Annotated in this window: 14 protein-coding genes; 8 read left to right on the top strand and 6 right to left on the bottom strand. The window is 74.9% G+C overall.

Annotated elements, in window-relative coordinates; all coding sequences use genetic code 11:
* Positions 1–139: 139 nt before the first annotated feature.
* On the top strand, positions 140–1,048 hold the full coding sequence (locus ABZ873_RS19885) for an MBL fold metallo-hydrolase (protein ID WP_360873445.1): 909 nt from the start codon (positions 140–142) through the stop codon (positions 1,046–1,048).
* Here the strand turns inward: ABZ873_RS19885 and ABZ873_RS19880 are convergent.
* Entirely contained in the window at positions 1,006–1,272 is a 267-nt protein-coding gene (locus ABZ873_RS19880; protein ID WP_360873442.1) for a hypothetical protein, read from the bottom strand. The two genes, ABZ873_RS19885 and ABZ873_RS19880, sit on opposite strands and share 43 nt — an antisense overlap.
* A 9-nt stretch (positions 1,273–1,281) precedes the next feature.
* Between ABZ873_RS19880 and ABZ873_RS19875 the strand changes: the two genes are divergently transcribed.
* The 3 genes from ABZ873_RS19875 to ABZ873_RS19865 all read left to right on the top strand — a co-directional run bounded on the left by ABZ873_RS19875 (position 1,282) and on the right by ABZ873_RS19865 (position 3,315).
* Positions 1,282–2,007: a hypothetical protein gene (locus ABZ873_RS19875; protein WP_360873439.1), complete on the top strand. Its 726-nt coding sequence runs from the start codon at positions 1,282–1,284 to the stop codon at positions 2,005–2,007.
* Positions 2,008–2,077: 70 nt separating this feature from the next.
* Positions 2,078–2,419, top strand: a complete 342-nt coding sequence (locus ABZ873_RS19870; protein ID WP_360873436.1) for a PadR family transcriptional regulator — start codon at positions 2,078–2,080, stop codon at positions 2,417–2,419.
* Complete coding sequence (locus ABZ873_RS19865) at positions 2,416–3,315, top strand: hypothetical protein (RefSeq protein WP_360873433.1); 900 nt, start codon at positions 2,416–2,418, stop codon at positions 3,313–3,315. Before ABZ873_RS19870 ends, ABZ873_RS19865 begins: the two co-directional genes overlap by 4 nt.
* 17 nt (positions 3,316–3,332) lie before the next feature.
* Here ABZ873_RS19865 and ABZ873_RS19860 read toward each other — a convergent pair whose 3' ends face one another.
* Together ABZ873_RS19860 and ABZ873_RS19855 are read right to left on the bottom strand one after the other, a co-directional pair.
* Positions 3,333–4,172, bottom strand: coding sequence for a class I SAM-dependent methyltransferase (locus ABZ873_RS19860; RefSeq protein ID WP_360873430.1), 840 nt, complete (start codon positions 4,170–4,172; stop codon positions 3,333–3,335).
* 299 nt (positions 4,173–4,471) lie between these two features.
* Positions 4,472–5,311: a dienelactone hydrolase family protein gene (locus ABZ873_RS19855; protein WP_360873427.1), complete on the bottom strand. Its 840-nt coding sequence runs from the start codon at positions 5,309–5,311 to the stop codon at positions 4,472–4,474.
* A gap of 231 nt (positions 5,312–5,542) precedes the next feature.
* Between ABZ873_RS19855 and nadE the strand changes: the two genes are divergently transcribed.
* Together nadE and ABZ873_RS19845 are read left to right on the top strand one after the other, a co-directional pair.
* Positions 5,543–6,373: an ammonia-dependent NAD(+) synthetase gene (nadE, locus tag ABZ873_RS19850; RefSeq protein WP_360873424.1), complete on the top strand. Its 831-nt coding sequence runs from the start codon at positions 5,543–5,545 to the stop codon at positions 6,371–6,373.
* 192 nt (positions 6,374–6,565) lie between these two features.
* Positions 6,566–7,480: a tetratricopeptide repeat protein gene (locus tag ABZ873_RS19845; protein WP_360873421.1), complete on the top strand. Its 915-nt coding sequence runs from the start codon at positions 6,566–6,568 to the stop codon at positions 7,478–7,480.
* Here ABZ873_RS19845 and ABZ873_RS19840 read toward each other — a convergent pair.
* Positions 7,477–8,256 carry an IclR family transcriptional regulator C-terminal domain-containing protein gene (locus ABZ873_RS19840; protein ID WP_360873575.1) on the bottom strand — a complete coding sequence of 260 codons (780 nt, stop codon included), beginning with the start codon at positions 8,254–8,256 and terminating at the stop codon, positions 7,477–7,479. The genes ABZ873_RS19845 and ABZ873_RS19840 overlap by 4 nt on opposite strands.
* Positions 8,257–9,209: 953 nt before the next feature.
* Positions 9,210–9,791, bottom strand: a complete 582-nt coding sequence (locus ABZ873_RS19835; RefSeq protein ID WP_360873418.1) for a sigma-70 family RNA polymerase sigma factor — start codon at positions 9,789–9,791, stop codon at positions 9,210–9,212.
* A 660-nt stretch (positions 9,792–10,451) separates the two neighbouring features.
* On the opposite strand from ABZ873_RS19835, the gene ABZ873_RS19830 reads away from it, so the two are divergent.
* The gene (locus tag ABZ873_RS19830; protein ID WP_360873415.1) at positions 10,452–12,398 is read left to right on the top strand and encodes a hypothetical protein; all 1,947 of its coding nucleotides are present in this window, start codon (positions 10,452–10,454) and stop codon (positions 12,396–12,398) included.
* 22 nt (positions 12,399–12,420) lie between these two features.
* On the opposite strand, the gene ABZ873_RS19825 is transcribed toward ABZ873_RS19830, so the two are convergent.
* A complete protein-coding gene (locus ABZ873_RS19825; protein WP_360873413.1) occupies positions 12,421–13,074 on the bottom strand; it encodes a hypothetical protein in 654 nt (217 codons plus the stop codon).
* 135 nt (positions 13,075–13,209) lie between these two features.
* Here ABZ873_RS19825 and ABZ873_RS19820 point away from each other — a divergent pair, with 135 nt between their 5' ends.
* Positions 13,210–13,890 carry a response regulator transcription factor gene (locus tag ABZ873_RS19820; protein WP_360873410.1) on the top strand — a complete coding sequence of 227 codons (681 nt, stop codon included), beginning with the start codon at positions 13,210–13,212 and terminating at the stop codon, positions 13,888–13,890.
* Positions 13,891–13,940 lie beyond the last annotated feature (50 nt).

Below are 13,940 nucleotides of genomic sequence, written 5' to 3'. Positions count from 1 at the left end.
TGTTTCGGCGAGACGCAGGGGCCACTTTCAGCCATCTAAAGCTAAGCGTTTGCATTAATCGGACGGCTCGACCTACCCTTGGCTTAACGCAAACGGGTTGCGTTAAGCCAAGGGAACGAAAAGCGAGGACCGAAGCGCCATGACCACCGCTCCGACCGCAGCACCCGCCTGGACCGTGGGCGACGTCATCGTCCACCGCATCGACGAAACGCTCCTGCCCCCCGCCACCGGCCCCTGGCTGCTCCCGGACGCCACCGCCACGGTCGTCGCCGCGCACGACTGGCTGCGCCCGCACTTCGCCGACGAGGAGGGCGTCCTCCACCTGGACAGCCACACCTTCGCCTTCGTCGCCGACGGCCTCCGCGTGCTCGTGGACACCGGCATCGGCAACGACAAGGAGCGCGCCAACCCCGCCTGGCACGCCCTGGACACCGACTACCTCCAGCGCCTCACCGCCGCCGGATTCCCCCCGGAATCGGTCGACCTGGTCGTCCTCACCCACCTGCACGCCGACCACGTCGGCTGGAACACCCGCCTCGTGGACGGCGACTGGGTCCCCACCTTCCCCAACGCCCGCTACGTCACCTCGCGCACCGAGCGGGAGTTCTGGGCCGGCTACCCGATGGAGGACGCGCGGCGGCAGATGTTCCACGACTCGGTGATCCCGGTGGAGGAGGCGGGACTCCTCGATCTGGTCGACGTACCCGCCGAGGGTGTGGAGATCGCCCCGTACGTACGGCTGATCCCCACGCCCGGTCACACCCCCGGGCATGTCGCCGTGGAGGTGAGCAGCGCGGGCCACCGGGCCCTGATCACCGGCGACTGCATCCACCACCCGGTCCAGCTCGCCCACCCCTCGATCGGCGCCTGCGTGGACATCGACCCGGCCCTCTCGGAGACCTCCCGCCGCGAACTCCTGGCGTCCCTCGCGGACACGGACGCCCTGGTCCTGGGCACCCACTTCGCCCCACCGACGGCGGGCCGGGTCACCACCCACGGCAACGCCTACCGCCTGACCCCGACCCCGGCGGGCCCGGCGCCCGCGTAGGCAGGCAGGCCGGGTTGTCCGCTGCGCCGTGAGTCGTCGGCGTCGAGGAGGCCGAACGCCTCCGGGAACGACTCCAGGAACTCCCGCCGCCCCGCGTCCGTTTCCACCTCGGCCAGGTCCGCGAGGACCCGGAGGAAACGGGCGCGCTGGTCCGTCGGCAGCCGCCCCCGGGTCGGGGCGCTGTGGGGCGTGTGATCATGACCGTCGGTATATCCGCACCTCATGGGGGGACCATGCGCACCCACACCCGTATCCGCACCGCCACCACCGGCGTGGTCACCGCGCTCGCGGCGCTGCTCGCGCTCACCGGCTGCACCGGCCAGGACAAGGCCGGCCCGGCGGCCTCCCCCGCGACGGCCACCGCGCCCGCCGCGCCGGCCGGGCAGGGCGGTGGGGGCGGGTTCGAGGGGCCCCGGCCGCAGGATCAGAACCTGCTGGCCTGGACGGGCGATCCGAATGACGCGGGCCACGTCACCGCCCAGTCCACGGCCGGGGTCGGCGGACGGGTCACCCTCGTGCGGATCGTCCTGCGCGAGCAGATCACCTGGTCCAACATCTGGCTCGGCCTGGCCGGGATCGACCCGAACGCCCAGCTGTCGAACTGCTACCTCGGCGTGTACGACGCCAAGGGCACCCTCGTCGGCTCCACCCCCGACGTCTCCCCGCAGCTGATGACCGACGCCATCGCGAAGCCGTTCGCGCTCTCCAAGCCCTTCACGGCTCCCCCCGGCACGTACTTCATCGCCCTGCTCCTCAACGGCAACTGGTCCACCAACCTCCTCACCCTCAAGTCCACCGGCGCCGGCATCTCCGTCAACGCGGGCCTGACACCCCCGAACCTCCGCTACAGCAACCTCCTGACCGGCCAGACCTCGCTCCCGGCGACCGTGAACCTGGCCGACCAGTCCACCAGCACCATCAACACCGGCTGGGCCAGCCAGTGGTACGCGATCTCCTGACCCGCGCCACAGAAGCCGAGCAGCAATTCCCCCGGACGACATATGCCGGTAGGTGACCTACCATGCCCGCATGAGTGATCGTGCGATGCAGGAACCGACCCTCCTCCTCCTGACCGCGCTCGCGGACGAGCCCCGGCACGGGTACGCCATCGCCCGCGAGGTCGAGCTGATCTCGGGCGGGCGGGTCACCCTGCGGACCGGCACGCTCTACGGGGCCCTGGAACGACTCCTGGGGCAGGGGCTGATCGAGGTCCACGAGGAGCAGATCGTCGACAGCCGGCTGCGCCGCACCTACACCCTCACCGCCACCGGCCGCGAGACCCTGGCCGCCGAGGCGCGGCGGATCGCCGCCACCGCGCACGAGGCGACCCGCCGCCTCGGCCTGTCCGGCGAGACGGCCACGGCCTCATGAGCACCCGCCTGCTGCGGCTCTATCCCCCGGACTTCCGCCGCGCCTTCGGCGAGGAGCTGGCCGAGGCGTACCGCGAGGCCACGGAGGGCGCGGGTCCGCTGACCCGGCTGCGGGAGGCCGGTGACATCGCCGCGCACGCGCTGCGCCTGCGGCTACGGGTGGGCTCCGCGCAGCCCGGCGGTCGCCTGCTCGCCGCCGCCGCACCCTTCGCTCTGGCGGCGGAGGGCGCCCGCGCCGCCTTCCTCCTCGCGTCGACGCTCAACCACGCGTACGTCACGGGCCGCCCCGACGTGGACGGCCTGTTCGGCCTGGCCCTCCTCGGGTCCTACCTGCTGACCCTGCTCGGCGCCGTCATGGCCCTGGCCGGCCGCTACGCCACGGGCTCCCGCTGCGCCTTCGCGGGGGCGGCGGGCACGGCTGCCTGCCTGCTCGCCGCCGCCTGGCCCGGCGCACTGGACCTGCCGCTGGCGCACGCGGCGTACCTGCTCCCACCCCTGGCCATCGCCGCCCTCCCCCTCCTCTGCCCACCGGACCTGCGTCCGCCTCCCCGCATCGAAACCGCCGCCGGTCGGGCGGCCCTGCTGCTCTGGACCCCCCTGGCGGTGGTGATCCTGGCGCTGCTCGACGCGGGCGGACTCGGCATGGTCACATCCTGGCGCTACGCCGTCTCCGTGGCCGCCGCCCTCGCCCTGGCGGGCCGCCCCGCCCTGGCGGAGATCCGTACCCCCGGCCGACTGGCCCTGGCCGCGACGCCGTTCCTCCTGACGGGCTACTTCTCCGGTGTCCTGGGTGAGAACAACGCCACCTACACCCTCCTCGCCCTCCTCACGGCCACGGCAGCGGCCCTGCACGTGCGCCACCGCCGCACCCCCTCGGACACCCCGGACCGGGCCTGAGCGAGCCGGGCCTCGCCTCAGCTCACGCCGACCCCGCTGCTCGTGCCGTCGGCCACCCCGTCCCCCTCCCCGCCCGCGGGGACAGCCACGCTGATACGGATCTTCGACTGGCCGTGGCCCAGCTCCTCCCAGTCGTCCATGAAGCGGGCCGTCAGGCCGTGGCGGGTGGCCAGGTCGACGAGGGTCTGGGTGCGGTAGTAGAAGTCCTCGCGCAGGACCTGGTGTTCGGTGCCCGTCGTACGGTCGAAGGTGAAGTCGAAGTGGCCGCCGGGGGCCAGGACCCGGCCGACATGCGCCAAGCATTCGTCGATGACCTCGATCGGCGAGTGCGAGAACACGCTGTGCGCGTGGACCACGTCGAAGTAGCCGTCGGGGAGGAAGTCCAGCGTCAGGTTCTTCGTGAGGGTCAGATGCGGGACCTTCGCCTGGAGGCCGCGGTCCGTGAGGGTCTTCTTCGCCGCGATGAGGATGTCCGGGGAGATGTCGATGCCGTAGTAGTGGCCGGCGTCGAGGTAGTCGATGAAGCGCCAGCCGGCGCGGAGGTTGCCGCAGCCGATGTCGAGCATGCGCGCCTCCGGCCGCATCCCGTGCGTGAGCAGGTAGTCGAACTGCATCTTGCCCAGCGCCAGCCACCGGTCGTGCGTCTGGCTGCCGACGGCCGCCTCCGGGTTGCGGCGGGTGTCCGAGGCCATGACCGCCCGGTAGTAGCTCACGTGGTCCGGGTGCTTGAAGGCCAGCCACCGGTCGCGCGCCGCGCGCCTGAGGTACGGCGCGATGCGGTGCGGGCGGCTCGCGGCGAACCGGACCTTGTGGACGAGGGATTCCCGGTTGGCGGTGAGGTTCTTCCTGGTGGCCATGAGCACTCCGGCTGCGTCGCGGGCGGATCCCGACGGCAGGCGGCACCACGCGCCCAGCACACCGCATGCGGTGGCCGGCCCTCGTCGGGATGGATCTTCGAACCCACCATACGTCGGTGAACTACATATACAAACCAACGGAATGGGAGGGGTGGCGGTTTGGGCGGATTGTGGCGATAGGCACGAGACGTGAGAACGAAAGAGCGGTCACAGGCTTGGCGAATTGGGCGATATGCCCCAGATTGCCACCAAGGATCCCACCGGCCTACGCAACGCGCCCGCCCGCCGGCGCGCGGACCTCAGGCGTCGGCGGCCGGGCGCTCCTCCAGCAGCCGGGTGCGGAACAGGGCGAGGACGGTGTCCAGCGCCTCGCGCGTCGGCTGCCCGGGGGCATCGATCAGGTGCTCGGTCAGCACCGAGTGCGGTGCGAGGGCGGCGTCCGGGTTCGCCGCGCTGTCGTCCAGCTCCACCGCCACGAAGGCGTCACCGAGTGCGCGCCGCAGGTACGCGAACCGGTCCCCCGGCACCAGCCGGTCGCCCCGGAACCGCAGCCCCAGCACCTGGAGCCCCTCCCTCTCGCACCGCCCCCGGACGGCAGCCAGCTCCTCGGGGGCGATGTCGATCGCGCCCGCCCGGCGCGCGGTGAGCGCCAGCGGCAGTGACGGCTGGGACAGTACGGGGGCCACGAGGCGTGCGTCCGTGGCCATCGCCAGGGCGAAGCCGCCGGTCAGGCACATCCCGACGGCCCCGACCCCCGGGCCGCCGCAGCGCTCGTGCTCGGCGGCGGCCAGCGCGCGCAGCCAGGTGACGACCCGCGAGCTGCGGCCGGTCGCCAGCAGGGTGAACTCCCGGCTGACGCAGACCCGCCAGAGGGTCGAGGCCATGTAGCGCCCGGCGGCCAGCGGTCCGGCGGTACGGGGGTCCGGGTCGCGCCCGGGGTCTCCGAAGAGCACCGGCAGGACGGCCGTACAGCCGAGGCCGGCCACCCGCTCGGCGAACTCCAGCACCTTGGGGGTGATGCCCGGGATCTCGGCCATGATGATCACGGCGGGGCCCGAGCCCTTGCGCAGGACCTGGCGGGTGGTCCCCTCGTGGGTGAACGCGCTCGCGGTGAAACCGCTCAGGTCATGGTCCGCCACGCGCCCGGCCTCTCCCTCGACACCCCGGATCGCGATCAAATTACCGGCTGGTAGCCCGCTTGGACAGACCACCGGCGGGGGCGGACCCGGAGGCGGACCACCGGCGCCGCAGAGCCCCTGACCAGGGAGCGCGCCGCCTTCCTCTAGAGTGCTTCCGGCCCCCTCTTCGCGCCCGAGGCCACCGGCCCCGGCGCGGAACCGATCCTGTCCGGGCCCGAGCGAGGAGCAACCGTGACCGACCTGGCGTCCATATCCCTGCAGCAGGAGATCGCCCGTGATCTCCAGGTCAGCGCGTCCTTCGACGCCGAGCAGGAGATCGAGCGCCGGGTGGCCTTCCTCGCCGACCGGCTGACCTCCACCGGCCTGCGTGCGCTGGTCCTCGGCATCAGCGGCGGGGTGGACTCCACCACCGCCGGGCGCCTGTGCCAGCTGGCCGTCGAGCGGGTCCGCGCGGCCGGCCACGAGGCCACGTTCTACGCGATGCGGCTGCCGTACGGCACCCAGGCCGACGAGGCCGACGCGCAGCTGGCGCTGGAGTTCATCCGGGCCGACCAGGTCCTCACCGTGGACATCAAGGGCGCGAGCGACGCCGCCCTGGAGGCCGTGGTGGCGGGCGGTACCGTCTTCCGCGACGCGCACCACCAGGACTTCGTCCAGGGCAACATCAAGGCCCGCCAGCGCATGATCGCCCAGTACGCGGTGGCCGGCGCGCACGACGGTCTGGTGGTCGGCACCGACCACGCGGCCGAGGCGGTCTCGGGCTTCTTCACCAAGTTCGGTGACGGCGCGGCCGACGTGGTCCCGCTCACCGGCCTCACCAAGCGGCGGGTCCGCGCGACGGCGGACGCCCTGGGCGCACCGGCCTCGCTGGTGCGGAAGACCCCGACGGCGGACCTGGAGACGCTCAAGCCGGGCCTGCCCGACGAGGACGCGCTGGGTGTCACGTACGACGACATCGACGATGTCCTGGAGGGCAAGCCGGTCGACGAGGCCACCCTCGCCGTGATCGTCCGCCGCTACCGCATGACCGAGCACAAGCGGCAGCTCCCCGTCGCCCCCTGACTCCACCTGCTCCACCGCGTGACGCCGGACCGGGTCTTTCCGGCCACGGGGGCGCCGGCCGTCCGGGCCGGTGGCCCCCGAGGGCGGCCGAAGTCCCCCTTCTCCGGGGCGGGCCCCCGCTCGTAGGCTTGCTCGCTGCCTTCGGACAGCGGGTTCTCAGCTGCCGGTCACGAGACATGGACGTGAGTGGACGTGAGTGTGGAACGGGACGACGCGCACCACTTCGACCACCGCCGGCTCACGGCGAAGCGCGACCGGGCCCGCGCCCTGGGCGACGCGGGCCGGCCCCGGGAGGCCCGCCGGGCCCTCGACGGGCTGCTGACCGCCTTCGAGCTGCGGCTGGGCCCCGACCACCCCGAAAGCCTCGCCACGCGCGAGCTGCTGGCGCGGTGGACGGGCGAGGCCGGGGAGCCCGTGGCGGCCGTCGCGGAGTACCGGGAGCTGGCGCGGCTGCGCGAACGGCTGCTGGGCGGCGCCCATCCGGACACCCTCCGGGCGCGCCACGGCCTGGCGTACTGGACGGCCGAGACCGGCGCCGTGGCCGCGGCGCTGGCGGTCCTGGAGGAACTGCTCGCGCTGCGGCTGGAGGTGCTGGGCGCGGACCATCCGGACACCCTGGCCGGGGAGCACGAGCTGGCACGGCGGATCGGCGAGGCCGGGGAGCCGGCGACGGCCGCCCGTCTGCTGGGCGAGGTCTGCGCGGCGCGGGCCCGGCTGCTCGGGCCGGAGGATCCGGCCACCCTCGCCTCCCGGCACGAACTGGCCCGCTGCCTTGGTGCCGCGGGCGATCCGCCCCGGGCCGTGGCCTTGCTGACGGAGCTGCTGGCGGTACGCCGCCGGGTACAGGGCGAACGGCATCCGGGGACCCTGCTGACCTGCCACGAACTGGCCGTCTGGGAGCTGGCGTCGGGCCGCCGGGCCCCGGCGCGGGCCCGGCTGCGGGAGCTGCTGGCGGTGCGTACGGATGTCCTGGGCGCCCGGCATCCCCATGTCCGGGCCACCGCCGCCCTGCTCGCCGCCCCGGTCCCGGCCGAGCATCCCGGCACCCCGGCACCCGCTGGGCCCCGGCCCGGCCGCCCGTACGGCGGCCGGGGTGCGGGCCGCTAGGCGGTGGTCGACAGGGCCGTGTCGCGCGGCCCGTACACCGGCGGGTGGGTGCCGCCCGCGACGACCAGGGCGAGCAGGACCGCGGCCGCCTCGCTCTGGAGGATCCGGGCGGCGTGCTTGAGCCGGCCCGGGTCCACCGCCGGGATGGACAGGGCCACACATTCCGGATTCGGCCCGGCGGTGATGGGCACCGCCGCGCAGAGCGTGCCGAGCGCGTACTCCTGGAGGTCGAGCAGGGGCGCGTTGGGCGGCCTGGTGTCGAGTTGGTGGAAGAGGGCCGGGCGGCTGGTGAGCGTGCGGTCGGTGAACCGGCTGAGCCCGTGCCGGGACAGGTGCTCCCGGCGGTCCTCGGGGCCGAGCTGGGTCAGCAGCGCCTTGCCCACCGCGGAGGCGTGGGCGGCCGCGCGCAGGTCCACCCATTCCTCCACCACGGGGGCGGCCGGTCCGTCGGCGTACTGGGTGATGGTCACCTCGCCGTCGGTGTACCGCCCCACATACACGGCGGCGCCGACCGCGTCCCGTACCCACGCGAGGGTTTCCCGCAGGTGGCCCTGGCCTTCGCCGCCCACGGGGTCGAAGGGCGGCAGGGCGGTCCCGGCGACATACGCGTCCGGGCCGACGGGGGTGGCCAGGTTGGCGCGGATCAGCTGCTGCACGGCCCGGGTGAGGGCGAGTTGCGGCAGGCCGGTCTCCCGGGCGATCTGCGTGAGGTTGACTCCGCCGGTGCAGCGGCCGACCACCTCCAGGACCCGCAGCGCCTGGTGGACGGATTCCAGGGCCGCCGGTGCGGGGCGTTCCCCGGGTGGCTTCCGGCAGGCGGGTGACGGGCCCCGCCGGGGCGCTTCGAGGGCCCACGCGCCGGCCTCCAGGGAGAGGCGCGGCAGGGTGAGGCGGGCGTGCTGGGCGACGGCCACGGCGACGAGCGGGCCGGGGGTGAACACCTCCCCCAGATCGGGGTGTTCCTCCGCCGGGCGGGCCATGACGGCCTGCCGCAGCCGGGCCGGTAGCCGGCACGGCGGCCGCTCCGCCCGGCCCGGCCCCCCGGTCAGCGTGGTGAGGTCCTGGGTGGTGATGGGCGGGGAGGTCCAGATGACGGAGGCCCCGAGGGCGCCCTCCAGGTCCTCCGGGATCCGGGGCAGCGCGGGCAGGTGCTCCTCGGCGGGCAGGGCGCGGGCCTGCTGCCGCCAGTACCGGGCGGTCCCGGCCTCGGCACGGGCCAGGTGGTGGAGATACAGGCAGCGGGCGGCGGTACGTGAGCCCGCCCCGGCGGCGTACTGGAACCAGAAGCGGGCCCCCTCCGCCCGCTCGGCCAGGTGCAGCAGCGAGCCGAAGAGCAGGGCGGCGTCCGCGCCGTGGGGCCAGCAGCCGGCGTCCAGGGCGAGGGCGGCGAAGTCCCGGCTCTCCACCAGGGCCCAGGTGATGTCGTCCAGGCCGCGGGCGGCCCGTACATGGCAGGCGGCGTCGAGGACGAGGGCGTCGGAGGCGGCGGGTGCGGCCCGGCCGCGGCCCGGCTGGGCCGCGGCGCAGGCGCTGCCGTGCCGGGCCCGGTCGGCGGCGATCCGGCGGGCGATCCGGCGCCGGGCGGCGCCCTCGTCGTATCCCGCGTACTCCTCCGCGAGCACGGTCGCGTCCGCCAGGGCCGCGTCCAGTCCGCACGGCGGCAGGTCGCGCCGGGGCGCGTCGCGGTAGGGCGTGTCGCGGTGGGGCATCTCGCGGTGGGGCATGTCGCTCACTGCTCCTTCTCCTCTCCGGGGACCCATTCGACCCCGAGCTTGCGGGACAGGGTGCGGCGGGCGCCGCGGATGTGCGAGCGGACCGTGGCCGGCGAGATCCCCATCATCCGGGCGACGGTGTCGGAGTCGTTGCCCAGCAGGAAGGCCAGCAGCACGACGTCGTACTGCCGCTCGGACAGGCCGGCGATGGCCGCGTAGAGGCCGAGTTTCGACTCCAGCAGTTCCAGCCGTTCCCGCGAGGAGCGGCGCAGGGCCGCGAACCAGGCCGTCTCCACCATCGCCACCTGCCGGCCGAGGACGGCCAGCCGGCGTTCGACGTGCTCGCGGAGCACGGCCCAGGCGAAGCCGTGCAGGCTGGCCTCCTTGAGGGCCTGGCGCCACACCTTCAGCAGGAAGGTGAAGACGTCGTCGACGACCTCCTCGGCGTCCTTCCGGTTGCCGAGCTGGAGATGGGCGTAGCGCAGGTAGGCGCGGTGCTGCTGGGAGTGGAACGCGGCGAACTCCACCGGCAGGACACCGGCCAGTTCGCTGGAGACCGCCGCCCGGTCCCAGGACGGGTCGCATTCGCCTTCGTTCATACGCTCCCCCACAGCTGTTCGTCGCCGCCCGCGGGGGCGGCGGGGACCTCTCGGTGACGGGTCGGGCCACCGCCCGGGCGCGGGCCGCCGGCTGGGCGCGGCGCGCCCGGTGGGCCGCCGCTGCCTCTGCGTCCGCCCGGACCGGGCAGGCGCGCGGGTGGGCGGTGCGCCTCGGCGGCGCGGGCGTGGAACGCGGTGGCGGCCGACTGCGTGGGGGCGGCCCTCTCGGTGGTCTTCATGGGGTGCGGCACCTTTCCGTGGGCTGTGCGGGGACGGCCTGCCCGCCTCCTGACGGGCTGCCGGGGAGCGAGGTGCGCTCTCCACTACCAGCCCATCGAAAAGCGGGCCCGATCGTGCAAGCCGGTCCGCGGAAATCTTCCGGAGTGAGCGCATCCACATCGACGCGCGCCCCGGCCCGCCCGCGTACGCCCCTCCGGTCGCCCCCTCGTGCCGCCCTCCGCTCCCCCTGCGCACGCCCCCTCGGGCCGTCCTTGCGGTCAGACGGTCTGTCACACGAACGGATGCAGGTACGGCCCCATCCGGCGGGGACACGTGCCGACTCCCGCCTCCCCGTGGCCGGATGCCTGCAAGGTGGGTGCAGCTCCCGGCGCGCCGGCACCCCCGGCCGCGCCCGCCCAGCGACGGAAGGCCCTGTACCCGATGGCGTTCGCGAGGACCGTCCTGCCCGCTCTGCTCTCCCTGGCACTGACCGGCGTCCCCGCCGCGCTCCCCGACACGCCCGCGCTCCCCGACACCGCCGCACTCCCCGACACGGCCGCGCTCCCCGGCACCCCCGCCCCGCCCTACGACAGCCAGAGCGCCCACGAGACCGCGCTGTTCAGCGTGAAGGCCGGCAACAACGCGGCGGCGCAGGCGTTCACGGTGGACGGCCCCCGGCTCTCCCGGGTCGGCGTCTGGCTGGGCAGCGGGGCGGCGACCGGGTCCGTGACCGCCGAGATCCGGCGGGTGCGCGAGGACGCGGGCTCGGTGATCGCCTCCAGGACCGTGGACCTGGGCGCCCTCGGCGGCGCCGGGGCCGGCTGGGTGGAGTTCCCCCTGCACGCGGCCGTGGTCCCGGGCACCACCTACTACCTCTTCCTCCGGGCGGCCACCACCGAGAGCGCCCCGATCGCCTGGCACGGCACCACGCGGCCCGAGCCCGGAGCGCTGACCAGCTGGAACTACGACCTCGCGGCCCGGGGCGGCTGGCACGCGGCCACCTCCCGGCTCGCCTTCCACATCAACCCCACCGGCAGCGAGCGCTGTGGGGAGACCGAGCCCTGCTACGTGCCCGTGTCGGCGCTCGCCGCCCGCACCTCGGGCCTGCTGAGCAACCGCGTGGCCACCGAGGCCGTGGCGCCCGCCTTCGCGGTCGGCGCCTCCTATGTGGAGGGCAGCAACGTCCTGCGGCTGCCGTCGGGCCGCTGGCGCCATCTGCCCGACGGCGCCTCGGCGTCGGTGGTGGTCGAGGCGGGCGACCCCGCGGCGACGGCCCAGGTGAACGAGAGCCGCGCCTGGCTCGCGGCGGGCCGGGTCCCCGGCACCACCGGGACCCAGCGGGCGGCCGCGCAGCGGGCCCTGCTGTCGATGCGGGCCCTGCTGCAGCCGAACGGCGCCTTCGCGGCCGCCTGGTCGCCCGCGTGGGCGTACTCCTGGCCCCGGGACGGAGCCTTCGCGGCCGCGGCCTTCGCCGCCACCGGGCACGACGAGGAGGCGTACCGGATCCTGCGCTACGACGCCCGCACCCAGCGGGCCGACGGCACCTGGGAGGCCCGCACCACCCTGGACGGCCGCGGTTCGCCGGACGCGCGGACCTGGCAGCTCGACGGCAACGGCTGGGTGCCGTGGGCCACCTGGCAGTGGTACCGGGCCGCCCCGGGCCACGGGAGGGACGCGCGGCTGCGCGCGCTCTACCCGATGGTGCGCAAGGCCGCAGACTTCGCCGCGCGCTCCCTCGGCCCGGACGGGCTGCCGCCCGCCTCCCCGGACTACTGGGAGCTGGACACCGCGACCACCAACATCGGTACGGCCGCGCCCCTGCTCGCCGGGCTCAACGCGGCGGCCGAGCTGGCCTCCCGTACGGGCGCCCACCGCGACGCGGAGCGCTGGGCGGACGCGGCCCGGCGGCTGTCGGCGGGCATCGCCACCGGCTTCGCCCCGCTGGGCTACGGCCGGACGGTGGACGGCCTGCACGGCCGGGACAGCGCGGCGGCCTTCATGGCGCCCCCCTTCAACACCGCCCCGCCCGGTCTCGGGGAGGCGCTGGACTCCACGTACCGGGAGCTGCTGCTGCCCAACGGCGGCCTCACACCCGGCAACGACCCCTCGTTCAGCTGGGGTTCCTACGCCTGGACCGCCAGTACGTCCTTCTTCGCGCTCGCGTGGGCCGGTACGGGCGAACGGGCGCGGGCGGTCCGGGTGCTCGACTGGGTGCTGTCCAAGCGGAACGGCCTGGGTGAACTCCCCGAGACGGTGAACGGGGCCGGGCTGCCCTCGGCGGTGGCGCCCCTGGGCTGGACGGACTCCCTGGTGGTGCTGACCGCGCTGGCCCTCCAGGGCTCCGCCCTGCCCACACCCGCGCTCCGGACGGCCGCCGCGGGGCTCTGACGGGAGTCCGGAGCGCGGGTGCTCAGCCGCCGCGGGTGGTGTTCCCGGTGATCTGGCCGTCCGTACCGGACACGGTGACCGCGTGGCGGACCCCGTCCGGGCCGAGGACCACGGCCAGCCAGGCGCTGCCGCCGCCTTCCTGCCCGACCACGCGGAGGCCGACCACCTTGCCGCCCGGCACGGCCGCGGCGGCCTTCTCGGCCGCCTGCCCGATCGGCAGGGAGGGCACCGGGGCGGGGGCCCGCCCACCGGACTCACCGGGCTTGGCGGGCTTGGCGGGCTTGGCGGGCTTGGCGGGGGTATCCGACTTGCCCGGGCCGTCCGGGTGGCCGAAGCGCTCGCGGAGGCCCCCGCCACCGCCCGGCCCGGCGCCCCTCGGCCCCTGCCCGAAGGCCCCGCCGGGGCCGGTCTGGAAGCGGGCGGCGGCGTGCGGGCCCCGGCCATGGCCGTCGTGGTGCTCCACGGCGACCACCGTCAGCACCCCGCCCACCACGAGCACGGCCGCGCCGGCCGCGATCCACGCGGCGGTCCTGCCGTGCGGCACAAAACGGCCCAGCGCCGCGCGCCGGCCCGCCTCGGGGGACTTCTCGGGCAGCGCGGGCGGCACCTGCGGCGGGGACGGCTCGGGCCGCGCGGCCGGCCGGGACGGATCCGACGGCGGGACGGAATCAGACATACGGTCACTCCTCGGGACAACCGGGCACTGCGCCCGGCTCGTTCCCGAGCATGCGGAGCGCAAGCTGAAGCCCCGCTGAAGCCACCTGAAGACCTCTTCAGCCGCAGGTCCGGCGGCCCTGCGATCCTGTTCGGCATGCGCGTACTGGTGGTGGAGGACGAACGGCGGCTGGCGGTGGCCCTGCAACGCGGGCTCCAGTCGGAGGGGTTCTCGGTGGACGTGGCCCACGACGGGCCGCAGGGCCTGTGGATGGCCACCGAGCACTCCTACGACCTGATCGTCCTCGACATCATGCTGCCCGGCCTGAACGGCTACCGGGTCTGCGCCAGGCTGCGCGCGGCCGGCAACGAGTCGGGGATCCTGATGCTGACCGCCAAGGACGGCGAGTACGACGAGGCCGAGGCCCTGGACACCGGCGCGGACGACTTCCTGTCCAAGCCCTTCTCCTACCTGGTCCTGGTCGCCCGGCTGCGCGCGCTGGGCCGCCGCGCGGGCGGGCGGCGGGGGCCGCAGGTGCTGCGCTGCGGCGATCTGCTGCTCGACCCGGCCCGGCACTCCTGCTCCCGCGGCGGTACGGAAATCCGGCTGACCGCGCGGGAGTTCGCGGTGCTGGAGTGCCTGGCCCGGCGGCCCGGCGAGGTGGTGCCCAAGCGGGACATCCTGGAGCAGGTGTGGGACAGCGCCTTCGACGGCGATCCCAATGTCGTGGAGGTGCACGTCAGCGCCGTGCGCCGGAAGATCGACGCGCCGTTCGGGCGGGCCGCGCTGGAGACCGTACGCGGGGCCGGTTACCGGCTGGCGGCCGACGGTGGCTGAGCGACCGGGCCCGCTGCGGCGGGCGGCCGGGGCGGCTGCCGGGCTCGCCC

The organism is Streptomyces sp. NPDC047014, from assembly GCF_040644195.1.
Classification (GTDB): Bacteria; Actinomycetota; Actinomycetes; order Streptomycetales; family Streptomycetaceae; genus Streptomyces.
Note: the sequence above shows the minus strand (reverse complement) of the source record. Positions and strands in the feature narration are given on the sequence as shown.

Bases quoted from the DNA above. Each gene is read 5' to 3' on its own strand.
- ABZ873_RS19885 (WP_360873445.1), top strand. From the start codon at position 140: ATGACCACCGCTCCGACCGCAGCACCCGCCTGGACCGTGGGCGACGTC.
- ABZ873_RS19880 (WP_360873442.1), bottom strand. From the start codon at position 1,272: ATGAGGTGCGGATATACCGACGGTCATGATCACACGCCCCACAGCGCC.
- ABZ873_RS19875 (WP_360873439.1), top strand. From the start codon at position 1,282: ATGCGCACCCACACCCGTATCCGCACCGCCACCACCGGCGTGGTCACC.
- ABZ873_RS19870 (WP_360873436.1), top strand. From the start codon at position 2,078: ATGAGTGATCGTGCGATGCAGGAACCGACCCTCCTCCTCCTGACCGCG.
- ABZ873_RS19865 (WP_360873433.1), top strand. From the start codon at position 2,416: ATGAGCACCCGCCTGCTGCGGCTCTATCCCCCGGACTTCCGCCGCGCC.
- ABZ873_RS19860 (WP_360873430.1), bottom strand. From the start codon at position 4,172: ATGGCCACCAGGAAGAACCTCACCGCCAACCGGGAATCCCTCGTCCAC.
- ABZ873_RS19835 (WP_360873418.1), bottom strand. From the start codon at position 9,791: ATGAACGAAGGCGAATGCGACCCGTCCTGGGACCGGGCGGCGGTCTCC.
- ABZ873_RS19830 (WP_360873415.1), top strand. From the start codon at position 10,452: ATGGCGTTCGCGAGGACCGTCCTGCCCGCTCTGCTCTCCCTGGCACTG.
- ABZ873_RS19825 (WP_360873413.1), bottom strand. From the start codon at position 13,074: ATGTCTGATTCCGTCCCGCCGTCGGATCCGTCCCGGCCGGCCGCGCGG.
- ABZ873_RS19820 (WP_360873410.1), top strand. From the start codon at position 13,210: ATGCGCGTACTGGTGGTGGAGGACGAACGGCGGCTGGCGGTGGCCCTG.